Consider the following 22086-nt stretch of genomic DNA (forward strand, 5'->3'; position numbering starts at 1 on the left):
CTCAGCCCTCCCGGCTTTCGAAGTGGATGCGCGGATCGACCAGGGTGTAGGTGAGGTCGCCGATCAGTTTCACGATCAGTCCCAGCAGGGTGAAGATGAACAGGGTGCCGAACACCACCGGATAGTCGCGGTTGATCGCCGATTCGAAGCTCATCAGGCCGAGGCCGTCGAGGGAGAAGATCACCTCGATCAGCAGGGAGCCGGTGAAGAACAGGCCGATGAACGCCGAGGGAAAGCCGGCGATGATGATCAGCATGGCGTTGCGGAATACGTGGCCGTAGAGCACGCGGTTCTCCGACAAGCCCTTGGCGCGGGCGGTGACCACATACTGCTTGCCGATCTCGTCGAGGAAGCTGTTCTTGGTCAGCAGGGTCAGGGTGGCGAAGTTGCCGATCACCAAGGCAGTCACCGGCAGCGCCAGGTGCCAGAAGTAGTCGGTGATCTTGCCCCACAGGCTCAGTTCGTCGAAGTTGTTCGAGGTCAGCCCGCGCAGGGGGAACCAGTCGAAGTAGCTACCGCCGGCGAACAGTACGATCAGGAGGATGGCGAACAGGAAGGCGGGGATGGCGTAGCCGACGATGATCGCGGTGCTGGTCCATACGTCGAAGGTGCTGCCGTGCCGCATGGCCTTGGCGATGCCCAGCGGGATCGACACCAGGTACATGATCAGCGTGCTCCACAGGCCGAGCGAGATGGACACCGGCATCTTCTCGATGATCAGCTCGGTGACCGTAGCGTCGCGGAAGAAGCTCTGCCCGAAGTCGAAGTGCAGGTAGTTCTTGATCATGATCCAGAAGCGCTCGCTGGCCGGCTTGTCGAAGCCGTACATGCGCTCGATCTCCTTGACCAGTTCGGGATCCAGACCCTGGGCACCACGATAGGCATTGCCGGCCGCGGCGACCTCGGCCCCGCCGCCGGCGATGCGCCCGGTGGCGCCGCCAGCGGCGGCATCGAAGCCTTCGAGCTTGGCGATCATCTGCTCCACCGGACCACCGGGGGCGGCCTGGATGATGATGAAGTTGATCAGCAGGATGCCGAACAGGGTCGGCACGATCAGCAGCAGGCGGCGGAAGATGTAGGCCAGCATTCAGCGTGACTCCCCGGCCGCGACCGGCGCGCCGGCATCCGGCCTGGCCCACCAGGTGTACAGGCCGATGTCGTACAGCGGCGCCACCGGCGGATGCTCGAGGCGGTCCCAGCGCGCCACCCGCCAGGTCTTGATATGCCAGTTGGGGATCACGTAGTGGCCCCACAGCAGCACGCGGTCCAGCGCGCGGGTGTGGTCGATCAGGCTCTGCCGGCTGTCGGCCTTGATCAGGCCTTCGACCAGGGCGTCGATGGCCGGGTCCTTGAGGCCGATCAGGTTGCGGCTGCCGGGGTTGTCGGCGCTGCTGGAGTGCCAATATTCTCGCTGCTCGTTGCCTGGCGAGCTGGACTGGCTGAAACCGCCGACGATCAGGTCGAAGTCCCGCGAGCGCAGGCGGTTGATGTACTGCGAGACGTCGGCGCGGCGGATCTGCAGCTCGATGCCGAGGCTGGCCAGGTTGCGCTTGAACGGCAGCAGCACGCGCTCGAACTCGATCTGGGCGAGGAGGAACTCGATCACCACCGGCTTGCCCTCGCGATCCAGCATGCGGTCCTGCTCCAGGCGCCAGCCGGCCTGTTGCAGTAGCTCGAAGGCACGCCGGCGCTGCTCGCGGATCACCCCGCTGCCGTCGCTCTTCGGCGGCTGGTATTGCTCGCTGAACACCTGGGCCGGCAGCTGTGCGCGCCAGGGTTCGAGCAGCTTCAGCTCGGCGGGCGAGGGCAGGCCGCTGGCGGCCAGCTCGGAGTTCTCGAAGTAGCTGCCGGTGCGCACGTAGGCGCCGTGGAATAGCTGGCGGTTGGTCCACTCGAAGTCGAACAGCAGGCCCAGCGCTTCGCGTACGCGGGCATCCTGGAACTGCGGGCGGCGCAGGTTGAAGATGAAGCCCTGCATGCCGGCCGGATTGTGGTTGGCGATCTCCTCCTTGATCAGCCGGCCGTCCTTGACCGCCGGCGAGTCGTAGGCGGTGGCCCAGTTCTTCGCGCTGCTTTCCACCCAGAAGTCGAATTGCCCGGCCTTGAGGGCTTCGAGGGCCACGGTGTTGTCGCGGTAGTAGTCGACCGTCAGGCTGTCGAAGTTGTACTGGCCGCGGTTGACCGGCAGGTCCTTGCCCCACCAGTCCTTGACCCGCTCGTAGCGGATGCTGCGCCCGGCCTGTACTTCGGCGACCTGGTAGGGGCCGCTGCCCAGCGGTGGCTCCAGGCTGGTGCGGGCGAACTCGCGACCCTCCCAGGCGTGCTTGGGCAACACCGGCAGCTGGCCGACGATCAGCGGCAGCTCGCGGTTGCCCGCCTGGCGGAAGTCGAAGCGCACCGTGCGCTCGCCCTCGGCCATGGCCTTCTCGACGTCGGCGTAGTAGGCGCGGTACTGCGGGGCGCCGTCTTTCATCAGGGTGTCGAAGGTGAATACTACGTCGGCGGCGGTCACCGGCTGTCCATCGTGGAAGCGCGCCTCGGGGCGCAGGGTGAAGCGCACCCAGCGGTTGTCCGCAGCCTTCTCGATCTTCTCGGCCAGCAGGCCGTACTCGGTGAACGGCTCGTCGAGGCTGCGTCGGGTCAGGGTGTCGTAGACCAGACCGATCTCGTCGGCGGCGACGCCCTTGTTGATGAACGGGTTGAGGCTGTCGAAGCCGCCGAAGCCGGCCTGGCGCAGGGTGCCGCCCTTGGGCGCGTCCGGGTTGACGTAGGCGAAGTGCTGGAAGTTGGCCGGGTACTTCGGCGCCTCGTCGTACAGGGTCAGCGCATGTTTGGCGGCGGCCGCGGCATTCAGGGCCACACCGAACAGCAGGGCGCAGCCGGCGAGCAGGCGGGTGCGGCGCAGGAAGACGGTCATCGGGAAGCCTCCGGGGTCTTGAGCCACCAGGCGCGCAGGCCGAGGGTGTAGGGCGGTGTGCTGAGGTGGTCGAAACGGTTGCGCCAGGCGACCCGGTGGTGGTCGCTGTACCAGTTGGGGATGCTGTAGTGCTGGGAGAGCAGCACCCGGTCGAGGGCGCGGGTGGCGGCCACCTGCTGGTTGCGGGTCTGCGCGGCGAGCAGCTTGTCGAGCAGCGCGTCGACCACCGGGTGGCTGATCCCGGCGTAGTTCTTGCTGCCGCGCACGTGGACCTGGCTGGAGTGGAAGTATTGCCACTGCTCAAGGCCGGGGCTCAGCGTCTGCGGCAGGGTCATCAGCACCATGTCGTAGTCGAAGCCGTCGATGCGCTGCTTGTACTGGGCACGATCGACGGTGCGCAGGCTGGCCTCCACGCCGATGCGCGCGAGGTTGTCGCGGTAGGGCTGGAGGATGCGCTCGAGGCTCGGGTTGACCAGCAGGATCTCGAAGCGCAGCGGCTGGCCGCGACTGTTGAGCAGGCGACCGCCGGAGGATTTCCAGCCGGCCTGGGCGAGCAGGTCGAGGGCGCGGCGCAGGGTTTCGCGCGGCAGGCCGCTGCCGTCGGTCTGCGGCATCTGCGGCGCCTTGCTGAACAGTTCGCTCGGCAGCTGCTCGCGGAAGGGGGAAAGCAGCAGCCACTCCTCGCCCTGCGGGATGTCGCGGGCGGCGAACTCGCTGTTGGGGTAGTAGCTGGTCGCCCGGCTGTAGGCGTTGTTGAACAGCGTGCGGTTGCTCCACTCGAAATCGAACAGCAGGCCCATGGCCTCGCGCACCCGGGCGTCGGCGAAATGGGCGCGGCGGCTGTTCATGAACAGCGCCTGGGTCTGGGTCGGGATCTGGTGGGGGATCTCGGCCTTGACGATGTCGCCGCGCTCTACGGCCGGGATGTTGTAGCCGTTGGCCCAGTTCTTCGCCTGGTTCTCGATGTAGAAGTCGAACTCACCGGCCTTGAAGGCCTCGAAGGCGACATGGTTGTCGCGGTAGAACTCCACCTCGACGCGGTCGAAATTGTACTTGCCGCGGTTGACCGGCAGGTCCTTGCCCCACCAGTTCTTCACCCGTTCGAACACCACACGACGCCCCGGTACCACCTGGGTGATGCGGTACGGGCCGCTGCCCAGCGGCGGCTCGTAGCTGGTGGCCTTGAAGTCGCGCTTGCTCCAGTAGTGCTGCGGCAGCACCGGCAGCTCGCCGAGGCGCAGGATCAGCAGCGGATTGCCGCTGCGCTTGAACACGAAGCGCACCCGGTGGCGGTTGAGAATGTCGACTCGCTGGACTTCCTGGAGGGCGGTGCGGTAGTGCGGATGGCCGTCGCGGCTGAGCAGGCGGTAGGAGAAGGCCACGTCGTAGGCGGTGATCGGCTTGTCGTCGTGGAAGCGCGCCTCGGGGCGCAGATTGAACACCACCCAGCTGCGGTCCTTGCTGTACTCCACCGAGGAGGCGATCAGGCCGTAGCTGGAGGTCGGCTCGTCACCCGACGGATCGTAGGCGCCGGTGCCGGCCATCAGCGGGGCATTCAGTTCGGAGACGCCGTACTGCAGGAAGTTGCCGGTACCGGCCGGGCTGGTGCCCTTGAGGGTGTAGGGGTTGAGGGTGTCGAAGGTGCCGGAGGCCATCAATCGCACGCTGCCGCCCTTGGGCGCGTCGGGGTTGACCCAGTCGAAATGGCTGAAGTTGGCCGGGTACTTGAGCGAACCGAATTGGGCGTAGCCGTGGCGTTCCGTGATGGCGGCGCCAGCGGGCAGGCAGGCAGCCAGACCGAGCAGCAGGGCGAGGAGACGACTCATCAGACGAGGGTCCGGTCCGTGGCAGTGTTGTAGGTTGAGAAAGCTACAGTAACAGCTTGTATCGGCTGGAAAAAGGGTGGCTCCGGGCCGCCCCGGGGAACACTCAGCGGCGCTTGAGATGGAGGGTCAGCGTTTGGCCGGCCTTGAGCGTGCGGCCGAGGGAGGGATTCCACTGCTTGAGGTGCTGGGTGCGCACGGCAAAGCGCTGGGCAATCGCGGACAGCGAGTCGCCACGGCGCACCTTGTAGTAGGTGACCGCCGAACGCTGGCCAGTCGTCTTGACCTGGGAGCTGCCGGCGCTGTGCAGGGTCAGCACCTGGCCGGCCCGCAGGGACTTGCCCTTGAGGCCGTTCCAGCGTTGCAGGTCGGCGAGGGTGACGTTGTGGCGCTTGGCGATCTCCCACAGGCTGTCGCCGCGGCGTACCCGGTAGCTGCGTGTCTTGGCTGCAGGGGGGCTGGCCTTGGCGGCCAGTGTCGGCTGGCTGCGTTCATACAACGGTCCCGGCGGCGTGACTCCCCCCGGCGTCTGGGGAATCAGCAGGGTTTGCCCGACGCGCACGCGATTGCCGGACAGACGGTTGATGTCGCGCAGGGTGTTGACCGTGACGTGATGGCGGTTGGCGATGCCGTGCAGGCTGTCGCCGCTGCGTACCTGGTAGCGCTGCCATTGCACCAGGCTGTCCGGTGACAGGCGGGCGAGGCTTTCGCTCAGCCCCTCGGCCTTGTCCACCGGCACCAGCAGGTGGCGCGGGCCATCGAGGGTGATGCCGCGCTTGAAGGCCGGGTTTAGCTGGTACAGCTCGTCCTCGTCGACATCGCTCAGGGCGGCGACCCGCGCCAGGTCGAGCTGGTGGCGGATGGTGACCTTCTCGAAGTAAGGCTGGTTGGCGATTGGCGCCAGGCTCACGCCGTAGCTGGCGGGGGTGAGGATGATCTGCGATACGGCCAGCAGCTTGGGCACGTAGTCTTGGGTTTCCCTGGGCAGTGGCAGGTTCCAGTAGTCGGTCGGCAGGCCGCGGCGCTGGTTGCTCTCGATGGCGCGGCTGACGGTTCCCTCGCCGGCATTGTAGGAGGCCAGGGCGAGCAGCCAGTCGCCGTTGAACATGTCGTGCAGGCGCTTGAGGTAGCTGATCGCCGCGCTGGTCGAGGCCATGATGTCGCGGCGGCCGTCGTACCAGTTGGTCTGGCGCAGGTTGAAGTGACGGCCGGTGGAGGGAATGAACTGCCAGAGCCCGGCAGCATTGGCGTGGGAGTAGGCCAGCGGGTTGTAGGAGCTTTCGATCATCGGCAGCAGGGCCAGCTCCAGCGGCATGTTGTTTTCTTCGAGGCGTTCGACGATGTAGTGGATGTACGGGCCGCTGCGCTCGGCAATCTGCTGGATCGAGCCCGGTCGGCTGGCGAAGCCGAAGCGCTGGCGCTCGATGCGCGGGTTGGTGCCGATCTGGTCCTGCAACTGGTAGCCGGCGCGGATGCGCTCCCAGATGTCCTCGTGTTGCTCCTCTTCTTCTGCGGCCTGGCGCAGATCCTTGCTCCACTCGATCTGCTTGCCGATGCTGACGGCGCGCTCGGTATCACTGTCGGGCTCGTTGCCGCCGCGGCTCTGGCAACCGGCCACGACCAGCAGGAGGCTGACCAGCACCAGGCGCAAGGCGCGGGTCAGGACATCTGGAACGTGGCTCGGAAGCGTTGGTGGTGGCATCGGCGAGGGACTTTCCCAGATAAAAAGTCGGGCGATTCTAGGAACCGCCCCCGAGGTGGTCAAGTTTTCGCCAGCGGTCGATTGTTACCGGAAATTGTCCTTCCAGCTGCGCAGCGCCGCAAACACCGCGCTGGGCGACGCCAGAGGGTGTTGCGCATGGATCTCGCTATTTGCCCGGACTGTAGTCTCGGTCACGCGCAGGAAGGGGTTGGTCGCCAGCTCCAGCGCCAGGGTGGAGGGCAGGGTTGGCAGCTGTTGCTCACGCAGTGCCGCCACTTCGGCAGCGCGCCGTTGCAGGGCCGGATTGTCCGGCTCCACGGTCAGGGCGAAGCGCAGGTTGCTCTGGGTATATTCGTGGGTGCAGTAGACGCTGGTCGACGCCGGCAGGCTGGCCAGACGTTGCAGCGAGGCGTGCATCTGCGCGGCGGTGCCCTCGAACAGACGGCCGCAGCCGGCGGAGAACAGGGTGTCGCCGCAGAACAGCAGCGGCTGGCCGTCATCCTCGGCGAACAGGGCGACATGCCCGGCGGTGTGCCCGGGAACGTGGAATACCTGCCAGTCGAGGTCGAGAATGCGGACCCGCTGGCCGTCCTCGAGGGCGACATCGCGCCCCGCAATCGCCTCCAGCGCCGGGCCGAGCACCCGTGCCCCGCTGTGCTCCTTGAGGGCGAGCACGCCGCCGGTGTGGTCGTTGTGGTGGTGGGTGACCAGGATGTCGGTGAGCTGCCAACCGGGATGCTCGTCCAGCCAGGCCAGTACCGGAGCGCTGTCGCCGGGGTCGACCACCGCGCAGTGTCGGCGCGTGGCATCCTGCAGCAGCCAGATATAATTGTCGGAGAAGGCGGGCAGGGCGGTGATCTGTATCATGAGCAGGCAAGCCGTTATGCTGAGTCGATCCGGCATCTTAGGTCGCCAGACGTGCCTGGCGCCAGACGGGAGGAAGCATGAACGAGCCGCCCTGCGCCACCATCGCCAGCGACTGGCTGACCCTGCAGCGGGAGGCCGAGGCCTGGTTCGCCGGCCCGTTGGGTCGATTGCTGCTGGCCAGTCAGCAGGCCTTGCTCGAGCAACAGCTCGGCAGTCACTTCGGCAGCTTTCTGCTGCACTACGGCTTCTCGGCCGGCGAGCTGCCCCCGCAGCGCCAGATCACCCATTACATCCGTCTTGGTCCGCCGTTGCCGGGTGTAGAGATCGTCTGCGAGGAGGGCGCCTGGCCGGTGCTCGAGCATGCCGCGGACGTGGTGGTGCTGCAGCATGCCCTGGACTTCGCCGTCTCGCCGCACCAGTTGCTGCGCGAGGCGGCACGCTGCGTGCGCCCCGGCGGGCATCTGCTGGTGGTGGGTATCCACCCCTGGAGTCTCTGGGGGCTGCGCCATTTCCTGCCCGGCGATGCCCTGGCCGGCGCGCGCTGCATTGCGCCTAACCGTCTGGCCGATTGGCTGCACCTGCTCGGCTTTGCGCTGGAGAAACGCCGGTTCGGATGCTATTGTCCGCCGCTTTCCTCATCGCGCTGGCAGGCGCGTTTGCGCGGCGTCGAGTCGTGGGCCGAGAGCCTGCAGCTGCCCGGCGGCGGCGTCTACCTGCTGGCCGCCCGCAAGCTGATGGCTGGCCTGCGCCCGCTGCCGCAATCCCGGCGTGCCGCAGTTGCGCCGCTGCGTCCGGTTTCCGTGGCCAAGGTCGGCCGTCATCCAGGCAAGAAAGAGTCATGACTGACAGTGTCGAGATCTATACCGATGGCGCCTGCAAGGGCAATCCCGGCCCCGGCGGCTGGGGCGCGCTGCTGATCTACAAGGGCGTCGAGCGCGAGCTTTGGGGGGGCGAGTCGCCGACCACCAACAATCGCATGGAGCTGACCGCGGCCATCCGCGCCCTGGCAACCCTCAACCGGCATTGCCGGGTGCAGCTGACCACCGACTCCGAATATGTCATGAAGGGCATCAAGGAGTGGCTGCCGAACTGGAAGAAGCGTGGCTGGAAGACCGCCAGTCGCCAGCCGGTCAAGAACGCCGATCTGTGGCAGGAGCTGGACAGCCAGGTCAGCCGCCACGAGGTGCACTGGCACTGGGTACGCGGGCATAACGGTCACCCGGGCAACGAGCGGGCCGACCAGTTGGCCAACCGCGGCGTGCTCGAGGTCAACGGTGCCCGCCAGGGCGCGTGATGGCCGCGGCACTTCTTCAATCCCTCCATTGGCAAGCAGGTCTTTTTCATGCGATTCGTCGTCCTTGACACCGAAACCACCGGCCTCGAGGCCCGCGAAGGGCATCGCATCATCGAGATTGGCTGCGTCGAGCTGATCGGTCGACGCCTGACCGGGCGGCATTTCCACGTCTATATCAACCCCGAGCGTGAGGTCGACGAGGGGGCGATGGCGGTGCACGGCATCAGCAACGAGTTCCTCGCCGACAAGCCGCGCTTTCGCGAGGTGGTCGACGAGTTCTTCGAGTTCATCAAGGGCGCCGAGCTGATCATCCACAACGCGGCGTTCGACATCGGTTTCATCAATCACGAATTCGCCCGTCTGAAGGACCGTCCGCAGCTGGGCGAGGTGCTCGACCATTGCAGCGTGCTGGACACCCTGCTGATGGCGCGCGAACGTCATCCGGGCCAGCGCAACAACCTCGACGCCCTGTGCAAGCGCTACGGTGTGGACAACTCGGGGCGCGACCTGCACGGCGCGCTGCTCGATGCCGAGATTCTTGCCGACGTCTACCTGGCGATGACCGGCGGGCAGACCAGCCTGTCGCTGGCTGGGCAGAGCAGCGACGGCGAGGGCGGCAACGGGCCGCAGGTTTCGGAGATCCGCCGTCTGCCGGCCGATCGTCCGCGCACTCCGGTGATCCGCGCCAGCCAGGCCGAGCTGGAGCAGCACGCGGCACGGCTGGCGGCGGTGGCCAAGTCCTGCGGCGCGCCGGCACTCTGGCAGCAGCTCGAGCAGGCTGCCGAAGGTGAGGCGCCGATCCTGCACTGAGTGCCGCGGTTTCGCCGGCCTGCCGCAGCTACTACCCTGAAAGCATCGGCAGGCGCTGCCTGCCCGCTGCGGGGGGCTGGGGCATGTACAAGGATCTGAAGTTTCCGGTACTGATTGTCCATCGCGATATCAAGGCCGACAGCGTGGCCGGCGAGCGCGTGCGCGGCATCATGGCCGAACTGGAGCAGGAGGGTTTCCCCATCCTGGTCACCGCCAGCGCCCGCGAGGGGCGCATCGTCGCCTCCTCGCAACATGGCCTGGCCTGCATCCTGGTCGCCGCCGAAGGCGCCGGCGAAAATCCGCGCCTGCTGCAGGACATGGTCGAGCTGATCCGCGCGGCGCGGGTGCGCGCCCCGCAGCTGCCGATCTTCGCCCTCGGCGAGCAGGTCACCATCGAAAACGCGCCCGCCGAGGCAATGGCCGAACTCAACCAGCTGCGCGGCATCCTCTACCTGTTCGAGGACACCGTGCCGTTTCTCGCCCGTCAGGTGGCGCGGGCGGCGCGCGGTTATCTCGATGCCCTGCTGCCGCCGTTCTTCCGCGCGCTGGTGCAGCACACCGCCGACTCCCACTATTCCTGGCATACCCCGGGGCACGGGGGCGGCGTGGCGCATCGCAAGAGCCCGGTGGGGCAGGCGTTCCACCAGTTCTTCGGCGAGAACACCCTGCGCTCCGATCTGTCGGTATCGGTGCCCGAACTGGGCTCGCTGCTCGACCACACCGGCCCGCTGGCTGAGGCCGAGCTCCGCGCCGCGCGCAACTTCGGCGCCGACCACACCTTCTTCGTGATCAATGGCACCTCGACGGCGAACAAGATCGTCTGGCAGGCGATGGTCGGTCGCGACGATCTGGTGCTGGTGGATCGCAACTGCCACAAGTCGGTGGTGCATGCGCTGATCATCACCGGCGCCATCCCGCTGTACCTCAATCCGGCGCGCAACGAGCTGGGCATCATCGGACCGATTCCCCTCGAGGAGTTCAGTCGCGAGTCGATCGCCGCGAAAATCGCCGCCTGTCCGCTGGCGGCGGGGCGCGAGGCGAAGGTCAAGCTGGCCGTGGTGACCAACTCGACCTACGACGGCCTGTGCTACAACGCCGAGCTGATCAAGCGGGCGCTGGGCGACAGCGTCGAGGTGCTGCACTTCGACGAGGCCTGGTATGCCTATGCCGCCTTCCACGACTTCTATGCCGGGCGCTACGCCATGGGCACCTCGCGCGAGGACGGCGGGCGCGAGCCGCTGGTGTTCAGCACCCACTCCACCCACAAGCTGCTGGCCGCCTTCAGTCAGGCCTCGATGATCCATGTGCAGGATGGCGGCCAGCGTCAGCTGGACGTGGCGCGCTTCAACGAGGCGTTCATGATGCACACCTCCACCTCGCCGCAGTATGGCATCCTCGCCTCGCTGGACGTGGCCTCGGCGATGATGGAAGGTTCGGCAGGGCGTTCGCTGATCCAGGAGAGCTTCGATGAGGCGCTGGCCTTTCGCCGGGCCATGGCCAACCTGCGCCACCACCTGCCGGACGGCGACTGGTGGTTCGATATCTGGCAGCCCGGCGACGTCGAGTCAGCGCTGCAGGTGCAGACCGCCGACTGGTTGCTGGCACCGCAGGCCGCCTGGCATGGTTTCGGCGAGGTCGCCGAGGACTACGTGCTGCTTGATCCGCTCAAGGTCACCCTGGTGATGCCCGGCCTGTGTGCCGATGGCAGCCTGGAGGAACAGGGCATTCCGGCGGCGGTGGTCGGCAAGTTCCTCTGGGAGCGCGGCGTGGTGGTGGAGAAGACCGGCCTGTATTCGCTGCTGGTGTTGTTCTCGATGAGCATCACCAAGGGCAAATGGAGCACGCTGGTCACCGAGCTACTCGAGTTCAAGCGTCTGCATGCGGCCAATACACCGCTGCTCGAGGCGCTGCCATCGGTGGCGCGAGCCGATGCCGCCCGCTACGCCGGCATGGGATTGCGTGACCTATGCACACAGCTGCATGCCTGCTACCACGACAACCAGGTGCCGCGGGCGCTGAGCCGGATGTACCGGCAGTTGCCGGAGCTGGCGCTGAAGCCGGCCGAAGCTTACGATCGGCTGGTGCGCGGCGAAGTCGAGGCGGTGCCGCTGGATGCTCTGGAAGGGCGCGTTGCGGCGGTCATGCTGGTACCCTATCCACCGGGAATTCCACTGATCATGCCGGGCGAGCGGTTCAGCGCAGCCAGTCGGCCAATCATCGACTACCTGAAGTTCACCCGATATTTCGAGCAGGCGTTCCCCGGCTTCGAGTCCGGGGTTCACGGGCTGCAACATGGCCTCGAAGAGGCGGCGCAGCACTACAGCGTGGACTGCGTTTGCCCCTGAAGTGGGGGGCGCCGTGATCTGGGTCACTTAGGTCGGATACGCCTTTGCGCCGATGCTTGCTATAGTGCCCGACCAAAAGAGGGCAGCGGTCAGCTGCGCTCAGTCGAATAACAGCCAGGAGGCGCCCCCGTGTCGCGATGGCTTGAGGCGAGAGTTCACAGCAGTATTCAGGATGATCACCGCTTGTACAGCGCGAGGCCACAGGACGTAGTCTGGGTGCTGGATTCGTACCGCGTTGGAGGCGGACAAAGCGCATGGTAACCGGAGCCACATCCCTTGGTTTGGTGCGCAGCGAGCTGTTCGCGACCATCGAACAGGCCGAGCAGAGCCTGGAACTGTTCATCGCCGATCGACTCAATGTCAGTCTGCTGCAGCAGGCGGTTGAATACCTGCAGCAGATTCGCGGAATTCTCAAACTGATCGAGCTGGCGGGGGCCGAGCTGCTGGCCCAGGAGATCCTCCTGCTGGCCACCGATATCCCGGCCGGTGCCGGTCAGGAGCGCGACGGGCAGTTGGCCGCGCTGGGCAAGGCGCTGTTCGTGCTGCGCCGCTACCTGGAAGGCATCGACATCCATCGCCAGGAAATTCCCGAGCTGCTGCTGCCGATCATCAACGAGCTGCGCCAGTCCACGGGACAACCGAGCCTGCCGGAAAGCTACTTCTTCAGCGTGCGTCTGGACCAGCCGCGTCCGCAGCAGCGCAACGTGGAGATCCAGCCCGGTGCGGCGAACCGCGACGGTGCCCGCCTGCGGCAGATGTATCAGCTGGGCCTGATGAACGTGCTGCGCGAGCAGAATCTGAGCGCGGCCCTCAAGCTGATGTCGCGGGCGCTGGGGCGACTGGACGATCTGCTGGGCGGCCGCGAGCGCTCGCGCCTGTGCTGGATCGGTGCTGCGGCCCTGGAGGCTATGGCCGAGGCGCAGATGCGCCCGAGCAAGGCACGCAAGCAGCTGCTGGCGCGCATCGACCGCGACCTGCGTCAGTTGCTGCTCAACCCGCAGTTCGAGGCGTCGCGCAGCCTGCTCAAGGAAATGCTCTACCTGGTCGCGCTGGCCGGTACCCAGGGCGAGCGCGCCAGCGAGATGCGCAGGATCTTCGGCCTGGCGTCGTTGCCGTTCACCGACCATCTGCTGGAAGAGGAGTCGAGACGTCTGGGCGGCCCGGGGCAGGAGGTCATGCGCTCACTGTCGCTGGCGATCCGCGACGAGCTGGTCGGCGTCAAAGATATCCTCGACCTGATCGAGCGGGGCACGGCGCAGCTCGAGAGCAAGCAGGCCCTGCATGCCCAGATCGGCAAGCTGGCCAAGACGCTCGACATGATCGGCCTGAGTTCGGCAGGCAACGCCCTGCAGTGCCTGGTGGCGATGGTCGGGGCCTGGAGCGAGCGCAGCGACAATCCGCCGGCGGACGAGCTGCTGCGTCTGGCTGATGCCCTGCTGTATGTGGAAAGCATGGTGGCCACGCTCGAGCAGAGCGAGCAGCGCCAACGGTCCACCGCCAGGGGCGGCGAGGGCGAGTCCTATGCCACGCACCAGTTGGACGAGGCGCGCATCGTGGTCATCGACGAGGCGCAGGCCGGTCTGGCCCTGGCCAAGCGTGCGATCACCGCCTATCTCGAATCCAGCGGCGACAAGCTGAATCTGGCCAATGTGCCGACCAGCCTGCAGGCCGTACGTGGTGGCCTGTGGTTCCTCGGTCTGGAGCGCGCCGCCGAACTGGTGGGTGCCTGCGCCGGCTACATCCAGACGCACATGATCGAGAATGCCCAGATCCCCTCCGAACAGATGCTGGAGACTCTGGCCGATGCGCTGACCAGCCTCGAGTTCTTCCTGGAGGGCGGCGCCAGCCTGCGACCGGAGGGGCGTCAGGACGTGCTCGATCTCGCGGCCGACAGCGTGCGGGCGCTGGGTATGCAGGTCGCCGCCTGATGACCGGCAGCAACCTCTGGCAACCGGCCGTCATCGACGCCGGCCAGGCCGGAGGTTGGGCGCTGGCGCATTGCCGGCAACAATTTCTGTGTGACGCCCGCGGCGTCCTCTTTCCGCGGGCCTTGCTGCAGGCGCACCTGCCCCAGCCCATGGTGCTTGCCGAGCACGGAGTCGGCTATTTCAACCGCCAGCCGGTCTGCGTGCTCGAGCTGGCGGACAACGCGGGGGACTTGCTCCCCGGCGGTTTCTGGAAAGGCTTGCGCCAGTTCATGCACGAGGGTGATCTGGCGACTTTCCGCATGCTCGGCTACGCCGCCCAGGTCGCGACATGGGCACGCCAGCACCGCTTCTGCGGCAGCTGCGGAGGGCCTCTGCAACCGCTGTCCGGCGAGCGGGCGATGGCCTGCCCGAGCTGCGAGCTGCACCACTATCCGAGGCTGTCGCCGAGCATCATCGTGCTGATCAGCCGCGGCGACGAGCTGCTGCTGGCGCGCTCGCCGCGTTTTGCCGCCGGGGTCTACAGCACCCTGGCCGGTTTTGTCGAGCCGGGCGAGTCGATCGAGGAGTGCGTGCGCCGCGAAGTGCGTGAAGAGGTCGCCCTCGAAGTCGGCAATCTGCGTTACATCGCCAGCCAGAGCTGGCCATTTCCCCATTCGCTGATGCTCGGCTTCCATGCCGACTATGTGGCGGGCGAGATCGTGCCGCAGCCGGAGGAAATCGAGGATGCGCGCTGGTTCACCCCCGACCAGTTGCCGCCGCTTCCGGCACACGGGTCGATCGCCCGTTACCTGATCGAGCTCTATCTGGCGCGTCGTTCCGGCACCGCCGAACCCGTGCTGCCAGGCTAGCTGCTCCGTCAACGCCGCACCACTCACGATTGACTCCGGGCGGACAGGCAGAGCCGTCGCAGGCGCGCGCCCATGGAAAGGCGCCTGCGCACGTTCCAGAGGCCTGCAAACCTTGATCCGATAGAGATTGTGTGGTGCTCGCGCTGGCCGCTGGGGCGGAGGCGTCCGCATAATGCGGGCACTTTCTGCAACAGGGAATTCCCACCATGCAATACAACGGACTGGCCTGGGTGGCCGCCTTGATGGCGCTTCTGGTACTGGTGATCGCCGGGCGCATTCTGCTCGATCGCAGCTGGTTGCTGGGCTGGCTGCGCGGTACCGGCGGTCTGGCGATTCTTGCCCTGGCGGGGCTGGTCGCGGTCATGGCCTACGATCTGCGCAGTTATGCACCGCTGCCGTCGTCGGGCGAGACGTTGCTGACCCTGAGCTTCAAGGCCGAGGGTGACCAGCGTTACCGGGTGACCCTGCGCGAGGACCTACGCGAGCGCAATGTGATCCTCAATGGCGACCTGTGGCAGCTGGATGCCCGGGTATTCGGCTGGCAGAAGCTGGCGACGCTGATCGGCCTGCAGCCAGGCTATCGCCTGGAGTTGTTGAGCGGGCGCTATCTGACCGCGGAGCAGCAGGCCAGCGCCGAGCCGAGTCGCGTGGTGCTGGCGAGCAGCCCCTACGGCATCGACCTGTGGCGCTGGTTGCGCGAGGGACAGCATGATCTGTTCCTGTTCGATGCCCGAGGCACACGGGTGACCTTCCTGCCGCTGGCCGATGGCGCGCTCTACGCGGTGCGCCTGACCAGTACGGGGCTGCTGGCCGAGCCGCAGAACCAGGCGGCGAAGGATGCGCTGACCCAGCGCTGAGGTCGGGGCCTCTTTGCCGGGGCCCAGCTTGCTTTGCCGGGCGCCAATAGAAAAACCCCAGTCTTGCGACTGGGGTTTTTTTGTTGCTGCCTCGACCTGGCCTGGGATCCGGTCGAGTGAGCCGGTTCCTTAGAACTGGTTCATGGTGTTGTCTTTACCGCCAGCCTTCAGGGCCGCTTCACCAGCGAAGTATTCCTTGTGGTTGTCGCCGATGTCGGAGCCAGCCATGTTCTGGTGCTTGACGCAGGCGATGCCCTGACGGATTTCCTGGCGCTGCACGCCCTTCACGTAGGCCAGCATGCCTTCTTCGGCGAAGTAGCCCTTGGCCAGGTTGTCGGTGGACAGCGCGGCGGTGTGGTAGGTCGGCAGGGTGATCAGGTGGTGGAAGATGCCGGCTTGAGCGGAACCATCGCGCTGGAAGGTGCGGATCATCTCGTCGGCGACCTGGGCCAGTTCGGTTTCGTCGTACTCGACGCTCATCAGCTGGGCGCGGTCGTAGGCGGAAACATCCTTGCCTGCGGCAACCATGGTGTCGAACGCTTGCTGGCGGAAGTTCAGGGTCCAGTTGAACGACGGGCTGTTGTTGTACACCAGCTTGGCGTTCGGGATGACCTTGCGAACTTCGTTCATCATCGCGGCGATCTGGCCAACGTGCGGCTTCTCGGTTTCGATCCACAGCAGGTCGGCACCGTTCTGCAGCGAGGTGATGCTGTCGAGGACGCAGCGCGCTTCGCCGGTGCCCTTGCGGAACTGGAACAGGTTGCTCGGCAGACGCTTCGGACGCAGCAGCTTGCCTTCACGCTTGATCACGACGTCGCCGTTGCCCAGTTCGGCTTCGGTGATTTCTTCGCAATCCAGGAAGGAGTTGTACTGGTCGCCCAGGTCGCCCGGCTGGTGGGTCACGGCGATCTGCTTGGTCAGGCCGGCACCCAGGGAGTCGGTACGTGCAACGATCACGCCGTTGTCGATGCCCAGCTCGAGGAAGGCGTAGCGAACGGCAGCGATCTTGGCGAGGAAGTCAACGTGCGGAACGGTAACCTTGCCATCCTGGTGACCGCACTGCTTCTCGTCGGAAACCTGGTTCTCGATCTGGATGCAGCAAGCGCCTGCTTCGATCATGCGCTTGGCCAGAAGGTAGGTGGCTTCCGGGTTGCCGAAGCCGGCGTCGATGTCGGCGATGATCGGTACGATGTGGGTTTCGTAGTTGTCGATCTGGTTCTGGATGTCAGCGGCCTTGGCGGTGTCGCCGGCTTCGCGGGCGGCGTCCAGGGCGGTGAACAGCAGGTCCAGCTCGCGGGAGTCGGCCTGACGCAGGAAGGTGTACAGCTCTTCGATCAGGTCGGAGACGGCGGTCTTCTCGTGCATCGACTGGTCCGGCAGCGGGCCGAAGTCGGAACGCAGGGCAGCAACCATCCAGCCGGACAGGTACAGGTACTTCTTGTTGGTGGTCTTCAGGTGCTTCTTGATCGAGATCAGCTTCTGCTGACCGATGAAGCCGTGCCAGCAGCCCAGCGACTGGGTGTAGACGGACGAGTCGGCGTCGTACTCGGCCATGTCCTTGCGCATGATGTCGGCGGTGTACTGGGCGATTTCCAGACCGGTCTTGAAGCGGTTCTGAGCGCGCATGCGGGCGACCGACTCAGGGTTGATCGCGCTCCAGCTGCTGCCGAATTGTTCTTTCAGGGCGGCAATGGCCTTGATGTCGTTTTGGTATGCGGACATGGTCAATCCTTCAATGTATGTGTTCGTTGAGCGCCGACATTCCCATTCAACACCTGAGTGCTGACGGTATTGTTGCAAGAGCTCACCGCAGAGCGTCGAGGTACTGACTGGTTCGGCAGAAGGCCGCAGGAGGGGATGTAGTGACGACCGGTGGGGTGACTACAACAGCCGGGTGGGCCGTGTTGGTCGTGCCGGTTGAAACAGTGCTTCCCCGTCCCTCAGGACAACTTCGTTCCAGTCGCAACCTTGTCGCACCGCCGTGTGGGTGGTACTGACACGAACCGATTCCAGGGGTGGTCTGGACTGCGATCCGGGGGCCGTTTCGGGCCTCTGGTCAGCGGGAGCGAGGCCATCATGCTAGGAGAGAGGCGGGGCGTCAATCGGTTTTGTAGTTTTTTTTAAGAGCTACTACAAAAGTTCTAGATCACTCGAGAAGCTCGACTTTGAGCCGTAGCGCCTGGTTTTGACGGGAGCCGCCGGCTTGCCCGGAGAGGATGGCGGAGTGGCGGTCGCTGGTGCTTTCGCTGATCCCGCCAAGGTCGATCCACTCGCCCAGGCGGCCGCTGATGCGGGTATCGGTGCTCTGCGTGTCGATCACCCCGGAGCGGTTGCCGAGGCGATCCTGCTGGCTGCGGATGCTCAGCTGGACGCTGTCGCCCTGCACGCTGGCGACCACCTCGAAGCCGCGGTTGACGTCGCGGTACTCGGTGTACTCGCGCGGGTAGCCGTAGTCGTCGCGGCCGTAGCTGGTCAGCGGCACGCTCTGGCCGACCATGATCTGCGCCGGGTAGCCTTCGGTGGCCTGGACCTGCTGCAGCGAGCTGTCGGTGCCGCGGCTGCTGCGCTTGATGATGCGCACCTCGTTGCGGCCATGATGCTCGCCGCGCCCTCCGATGATCTCGACGTTGCCGGCGTCGATGCTGCCGTCGACCCGGTAGCCCTGGCGGTTGGCGCTGCGCTCCTGCTGGCTGTCCACGCTGATCAGCAGGCGGCGCGGGCGGGTGTCGAGCTGCTGCAGGAGCTCCTGCAGTTCGGCCAGCTTGTCCGGCTCGGCATTGACGATCAGCTGGTTGCCGTAGGCGCTGACGCGGCCCTCGCTGCCGAGCAGCGACTGGACCAGCGGCAGCAGCTCGTCGGCGCTGCGATAGTGCAGCGGCAGGATCTCGGTGCGCGGGGCGGCCTGAACGGCAACGCTGCCCAGAAGACCCAGTATCACCGGCAACAGGCGCACTCTCACAGCAGGAAGCTCCGCAGGTCGGGATCGCTCAGGCTGGTGTTCCAGGCCTGGTCGAACTGGTGCTGCAACTGGCGCACACGTGCGCGGGCCTGGTAGTGGACCTGGGCTGCTGGCAGCTGGGGCGCCGCTCGTAACAGCAGACCGCAGTCGTCAGCCAGCAGGTAGGCGAGGTCGTCGGCAGGGTAGTCCGGATGCAGCTTGCGGATCTGGCAGTTGCTCGGCAGCTGCCGGGCGAGGCGTAGCAGGCGGTGGCCGTTACGCACGGCCAGGCTGCTGTCGCGCAACAGGATGCGCAGGTGGTTGCGCGGATGGGCGCGCAGGAAGCGACTGCAGGCGTCACCGATGGCGCGATGGTCGTACAGCCAGGGTTCCAGGTCCGGCGTGTACAGGCACAAGCTGCGGCCGGCCTGGTTGAGCAGGGCGAGGGCATGGCTGCGCAGTAGCTCAGGGGAGCTGGCGGCCTCCATGGGCTCATGCTGGCCCAGGATGAAGGGCGCCGGTTCCGGCCGAATGGTCGGCTCGCCGCCCTCGGTGCACGGATTGTGGATGGCAAAACGCCCCGGAGAGTGGAAGTCGAGGGCGGGCAGTTCGTTGCCGTTGTCGTTATCGCGTTCCGGGACGTTGCTCATCGGAGGGCCTCTCAGGCGCTGTCGCGCACCATGTCGACGTGGGGGATGCCGGCCTCGAGGAATTCCTCGCTGGCTACCCGGAAGCCTAGCCGCTCGTAGAAGCGGATGGCGTGGGCCTGGGCGGTGAGCCGCTGCTGCTTGAGGTCGCGGCGCTCGGCTTCGGCAATGGTCGCCTGCATCAGCAGCTCGCCGATGTGCAGGCCGCGCCAGTCCTTGAGCACCGAGACCCGGCCGATCTGGCCGTCCAGCAACAGGCGGCTGGCGCCGACGGCGAAGTCGCCTTCAAAGGCCAGGAAGTGCACGGCATCGGTGTCGTCGGCGTCCCACTCCAGTTCCGGCGGTACGCCCTGCTCGACGATGAACACCGCTTCGCGGATGCGCCGCAGGTCGGCATTGTCGGCGTGCCAGTCGGCAATCCGTACGCTGATCTTATTCATCGCCGGCAAACTCCAGGCTGCCCTGCTTCACAAGTTCGTGGATCAGGGTCAGCGCCTCGTCGCTTTCCAGCCAGGGCTCGAGGTTTTCCAGGTGCAGGGCGTCGGCGCTGCACACCAGCTTGAGCAGCTCGCGCAGCGAGGCGTCGAGGCGGCGACTGTTGCCACTGGCGAACAGCACCAGGTAGTCGTCGACCTCGCTCCAGGCCATGCGCGCGCTGGGGTTGCGCACCAGCACGGCGCCGTCGCCAAGGGCGGCGAAGAACTCGGCCTCGTCGATCTCGTCGCCGGCCACCAGTTCCGGGTAGCGCGGCTCGGTCATGAACTGGCCGAACCAGGTCAGCAGCAGCTTTTCGTCGCTCATGTGGCGGTCGATCAGGCCGCGCAGGCGCTCGAGGGCGTCGCGCTGGATCTGGTGCGGGTCGCCGGCAGGCTGGCAGCCGGCATCGCTGTAGCGCTCCTCGTCGGGGAGGAACTGGCCGAGAAAGTCGGTGAAGTGGGTGAGCACTTCGCTGGCGCTGGGGGCGCGGAAGCCGACCGAGAAGGTCATGCACTCGTCCTCGGCGATGCCGTAGTGGGCCAGGCGCGGCGGCAGGTAGAGCATGTCGCCGGGCTCGAGCACCCATTCGTCGCTCTGCTCGAAGTTGGCGAGGATGCGCAGGTCCGGGTGCTCGAGCAGCGGGCTGTCGCTGTCGCACAGCTGGCCGAGCTTCCAGCGGCGGCGGCCGTGGGCCTGGAGCAGGAATACGTCGTAGTTGTCGTAGTGCGGGCCGACGCCGCCGCCCGGTGCGGCGTAGCTGATCATCAGATCATCGATGCGCCAGCTGGGCAGGAACAGGAACTGCTCCATCAGCTCGCGGGTTTCCGGGACGAACTGGTCGACGGCCTGCACCAGCAGAGTCCAGTCGCGCTCGGGCAGGTTCTGGTAGGCATCCTCGGCGAACGGGCCGCGGCGCAGCTCCCAGGGGCTGTTGCCGTGCTCGAGGACGATGCGCGACTCGACTTCCTCCTCCAGCGACAGGCCGGCCAGCTCGTCCGGGGAAATCGGGCTCTGGTAGCCGGGAATCGCCTGACGGATAAGCAGCGGTTTCTGCTGCCAGTAGTCGCGGAGGAATTCGCGGGGCGTAAGGCCGCCCAGCAGTTGCAGCGGGGTATCGGGTGCCATATCCAACTCTTCAATAATGAAAACGCCCGACCTCGAGACCGGCTAGGTGGCTGCCAGTCTGGACGGTCGGGCGAAGGGCCGTTCAGGCTGGGATCAGATGCGCTTGGCCTGGGCCACCGCGTTGCCGATGTAGCTGGCCGGGGTCATGACGCGCAGCTCGGCCTTGGCCTGCTCCGGGATGGCCAGGCCGTCAATGAACTCGCGCAGCGCCTCGGCGCTGATGCCCTTGCCGCGGGTCAGTTCCTTGAGCTTCTCGTAGGCGTTTTCCACGGCGTAGCGGCGCATCACGGTCTGTACTGGCTCGGCGAGCACTTCCCAGCAGGCGTCGAGATCGGCGGCCAGGCGCTGGGCGTTGAGTTCCAGCTTGCCAATGCCCTTGAGGCTGGCCTCGTAGGCGATCAGGCTGTGGGCCAGGCCGACACCGAGGTTGCGCAGCACGGTGGAGTCGGTCAGGTCGCGCTGCCAGCGGGAGATCGGCAGCTTGCTGGCCAGGTGCTGGAGCAGGGCGTTGGCGATGCCGAGGTTGCCCTCGGAGTTCTCGAAGTCGATCGGGTTGACCTTGTGCGGCATGGTCGAGGAGCCGATCTCGCCGGCCACGGTCTTCTGCTTGAAGTAGCCGAGGGAGATGTAGCCCCAGATGTCGCGATCGAAGTCGATGAGGATGGTGTTGAAGCGGGCGATGGCGTCGAACAGCTCGGCGATGTAGTCGTGCGGTTCGATCTGGGTGGTGTAGGGGTTGAACGCCAGGCCGAGGTCGCCTTCGATGAATTCGCGGGCGTTGGCTTCCCAGTCGACGTTCGGGTAGGCCGACAGGTGGGCGTTGTAGTTGCCCACGGCGCCGTTGATCTTGCCCAGCAGCGGCACGGCGGCGACCTGCGCGATCTGCCGCTCGAGGCGGTAGACCACGTTGGCCAGTTCCTTGCCCATGGTGGTCGGCGAGGCCGGCTGGCCGTGGGTGCGCGACAGCATCGGCACGTCGGCGAACTGCACGGCCAGGACGCGGATCGCCTCGGCCACCTGGCGCATCAGCGGCAGCAGCACGTCGTCGCGGCCTTCACGCAGCATCAGCGCATGGGACAGGTTGTTGATGTCCTCGCTGGTGCAGGCAAAGTGGATGAATTCGCTCACCGCCGCCAGTTCCGGCAGCTTGGCGGCCTGCTCCTTGAGCAGGTACTCCACGGCCTTGACATCGTGGTTGGTGGTGCGCTCGATGTCTTTGATGCGCTGGGCATGCTCGAGCTGGAAGTTTTCCGCCAGCTCGTCGAGCAGGGCGTTGGCCTCGGCGGAGAACGGCGCGACTTCCGGGATGCCGGCGTGGGCAGCCAGGCGCTGCAGCCAGCGCACTTCCACCTGAACGCGGCAACGGATCAGGCCGAATTCGCTGAAGATCGGGCGCAGGGCGCTGGTTTTGCTGCCGTAGCGGCCATCGACGGGGGATACCGCAGTGAGCGAGGAGAGCTGCATGGGGACGTTCTCTGACAGTCGGGCTACTGAAAGGGGCGGAATTA

18 protein-coding genes are annotated in these 22086 nt (G+C 66.2%); 7 read left to right on the plus strand and 11 right to left on the minus strand.

Features of this window, described 5'->3' with window-relative positions; translation table 11 throughout:
• Position 1: 1 nt before the first annotated feature.
• From BMZ19_RS09750 to gloB, 5 genes are all read right to left on the minus strand, one after another.
• Entirely contained in the window at positions 2–1087 is a 1086-nt protein-coding gene (locus BMZ19_RS09750; protein WP_090310348.1) for a microcin C ABC transporter permease YejB, read from the minus strand.
• The gene (locus tag BMZ19_RS09755; RefSeq protein ID WP_090310350.1) at positions 1088–2917 is read right to left on the minus strand and encodes an extracellular solute-binding protein; all 1830 of its coding nucleotides are present in this window, start codon (positions 2915–2917) and stop codon (positions 1088–1090) included. It abuts the gene before it with no gap.
• Entirely contained in the window at positions 2914–4743 is a 1830-nt protein-coding gene (locus tag BMZ19_RS09760; protein WP_090310352.1) for an extracellular solute-binding protein, read from the minus strand. The genes BMZ19_RS09755 and BMZ19_RS09760 overlap by 4 nt, the downstream gene beginning before the upstream one ends.
• A gap of 103 nt (positions 4744–4846) precedes the next feature.
• Positions 4847–6442, minus strand: coding sequence for a LysM peptidoglycan-binding domain-containing protein (locus BMZ19_RS09765; protein ID WP_090310354.1), 1596 nt, complete (start codon positions 6440–6442; stop codon positions 4847–4849).
• Positions 6443–6526: 84 nt separating this feature from the next.
• On the minus strand, positions 6527–7309 hold the full coding sequence (gloB, locus tag BMZ19_RS09770; RefSeq protein ID WP_090310356.1) for a hydroxyacylglutathione hydrolase: 783 nt from the start codon (positions 7307–7309) through the stop codon (positions 6527–6529).
• A gap of 77 nt (positions 7310–7386) precedes the next feature.
• Between gloB and BMZ19_RS09775 the strand changes: the two genes are divergently transcribed.
• The 7 genes from BMZ19_RS09775 (at position 7387) to BMZ19_RS09805 (ending at position 15391) form a co-directional block, all read left to right on the plus strand.
• Positions 7387–8151, plus strand: a complete 765-nt coding sequence (locus BMZ19_RS09775; protein ID WP_090310358.1) for a methyltransferase domain-containing protein — start codon at positions 7387–7389, stop codon at positions 8149–8151.
• A complete protein-coding gene (rnhA, locus tag BMZ19_RS09780) occupies positions 8148–8603 on the plus strand; it encodes a ribonuclease HI (protein WP_090310360.1) in 456 nt (151 codons plus the stop codon). The genes BMZ19_RS09775 and rnhA overlap by 4 nt, the downstream gene beginning before the upstream one ends.
• Positions 8604–8651: 48 nt before the next feature.
• Entirely contained in the window at positions 8652–9413 is a 762-nt protein-coding gene (dnaQ, locus tag BMZ19_RS09785) for a DNA polymerase III subunit epsilon (RefSeq protein ID WP_090310362.1), read from the plus strand.
• A gap of 83 nt (positions 9414–9496) precedes the next feature.
• Positions 9497–11758, plus strand: coding sequence for an Orn/Lys/Arg family decarboxylase (locus BMZ19_RS09790; RefSeq protein ID WP_090310363.1), 2262 nt, complete (start codon positions 9497–9499; stop codon positions 11756–11758).
• Positions 11759–12012: 254 nt separating this feature from the next.
• Positions 12013–13686, plus strand: coding sequence for a FimL-related protein (locus BMZ19_RS09795; protein WP_090310365.1), 1674 nt, complete (start codon positions 12013–12015; stop codon positions 13684–13686).
• Complete coding sequence (nudC, locus tag BMZ19_RS09800) at positions 13686–14534, plus strand: NAD(+) diphosphatase (protein ID WP_090310367.1); 849 nt, start codon at positions 13686–13688, stop codon at positions 14532–14534. Before BMZ19_RS09795 ends, nudC begins: the two co-directional genes overlap by 1 nt.
• Before the next feature lie 206 nt (positions 14535–14740).
• Positions 14741–15391, plus strand: a complete 651-nt coding sequence (locus BMZ19_RS09805; RefSeq protein ID WP_090310369.1) for a hypothetical protein — start codon at positions 14741–14743, stop codon at positions 15389–15391.
• A 129-nt stretch (positions 15392–15520) separates the two neighbouring features.
• Here BMZ19_RS09805 and BMZ19_RS09810 read toward each other — a convergent pair whose 3' ends face one another.
• The 6 genes from BMZ19_RS09810 to purB form a co-directional block, all read right to left on the minus strand.
• Positions 15521–17113 (minus strand): isocitrate lyase, encoded by a 1593-nt coding sequence (locus tag BMZ19_RS09810; protein ID WP_090310371.1) that lies wholly within the window; start codon positions 17111–17113, stop codon positions 15521–15523.
• A 424-nt stretch (positions 17114–17537) separates the two neighbouring features.
• Positions 17538–18350, minus strand: coding sequence for a secretin N-terminal domain-containing protein (locus BMZ19_RS09815; protein WP_090310373.1), 813 nt, complete (start codon positions 18348–18350; stop codon positions 17538–17540).
• Positions 18347–18979 (minus strand): DUF7931 domain-containing protein, encoded by a 633-nt coding sequence (locus BMZ19_RS09820; protein WP_090310374.1) that lies wholly within the window; start codon positions 18977–18979, stop codon positions 18347–18349. The genes BMZ19_RS09815 and BMZ19_RS09820 overlap by 4 nt, the downstream gene beginning before the upstream one ends.
• A gap of 11 nt (positions 18980–18990) precedes the next feature.
• Positions 18991–19416, minus strand: a complete 426-nt coding sequence (locus BMZ19_RS09825; RefSeq protein WP_090310376.1) for a GNAT family N-acetyltransferase — start codon at positions 19414–19416, stop codon at positions 18991–18993.
• The gene (locus tag BMZ19_RS09830) at positions 19409–20578 is read right to left on the minus strand and encodes a ribosomal protein uL16 3-hydroxylase (protein WP_090310378.1); all 1170 of its coding nucleotides are present in this window, start codon (positions 20576–20578) and stop codon (positions 19409–19411) included. The genes BMZ19_RS09825 and BMZ19_RS09830 overlap by 8 nt, the downstream gene beginning before the upstream one ends.
• Before the next feature lie 93 nt (positions 20579–20671).
• A complete protein-coding gene (gene purB, locus BMZ19_RS09835) occupies positions 20672–22042 on the minus strand; it encodes an adenylosuccinate lyase (protein WP_090310380.1) in 1371 nt (456 codons plus the stop codon).
• Between the last annotated feature and the right edge of the window lie 44 nt (positions 22043–22086).

Origin of the sequence: Pseudomonas linyingensis (assembly GCF_900109175.1) — a bacterium.
Classification (GTDB): Bacteria; Pseudomonadota; Gammaproteobacteria; order Pseudomonadales; family Pseudomonadaceae; genus Geopseudomonas; species Geopseudomonas linyingensis.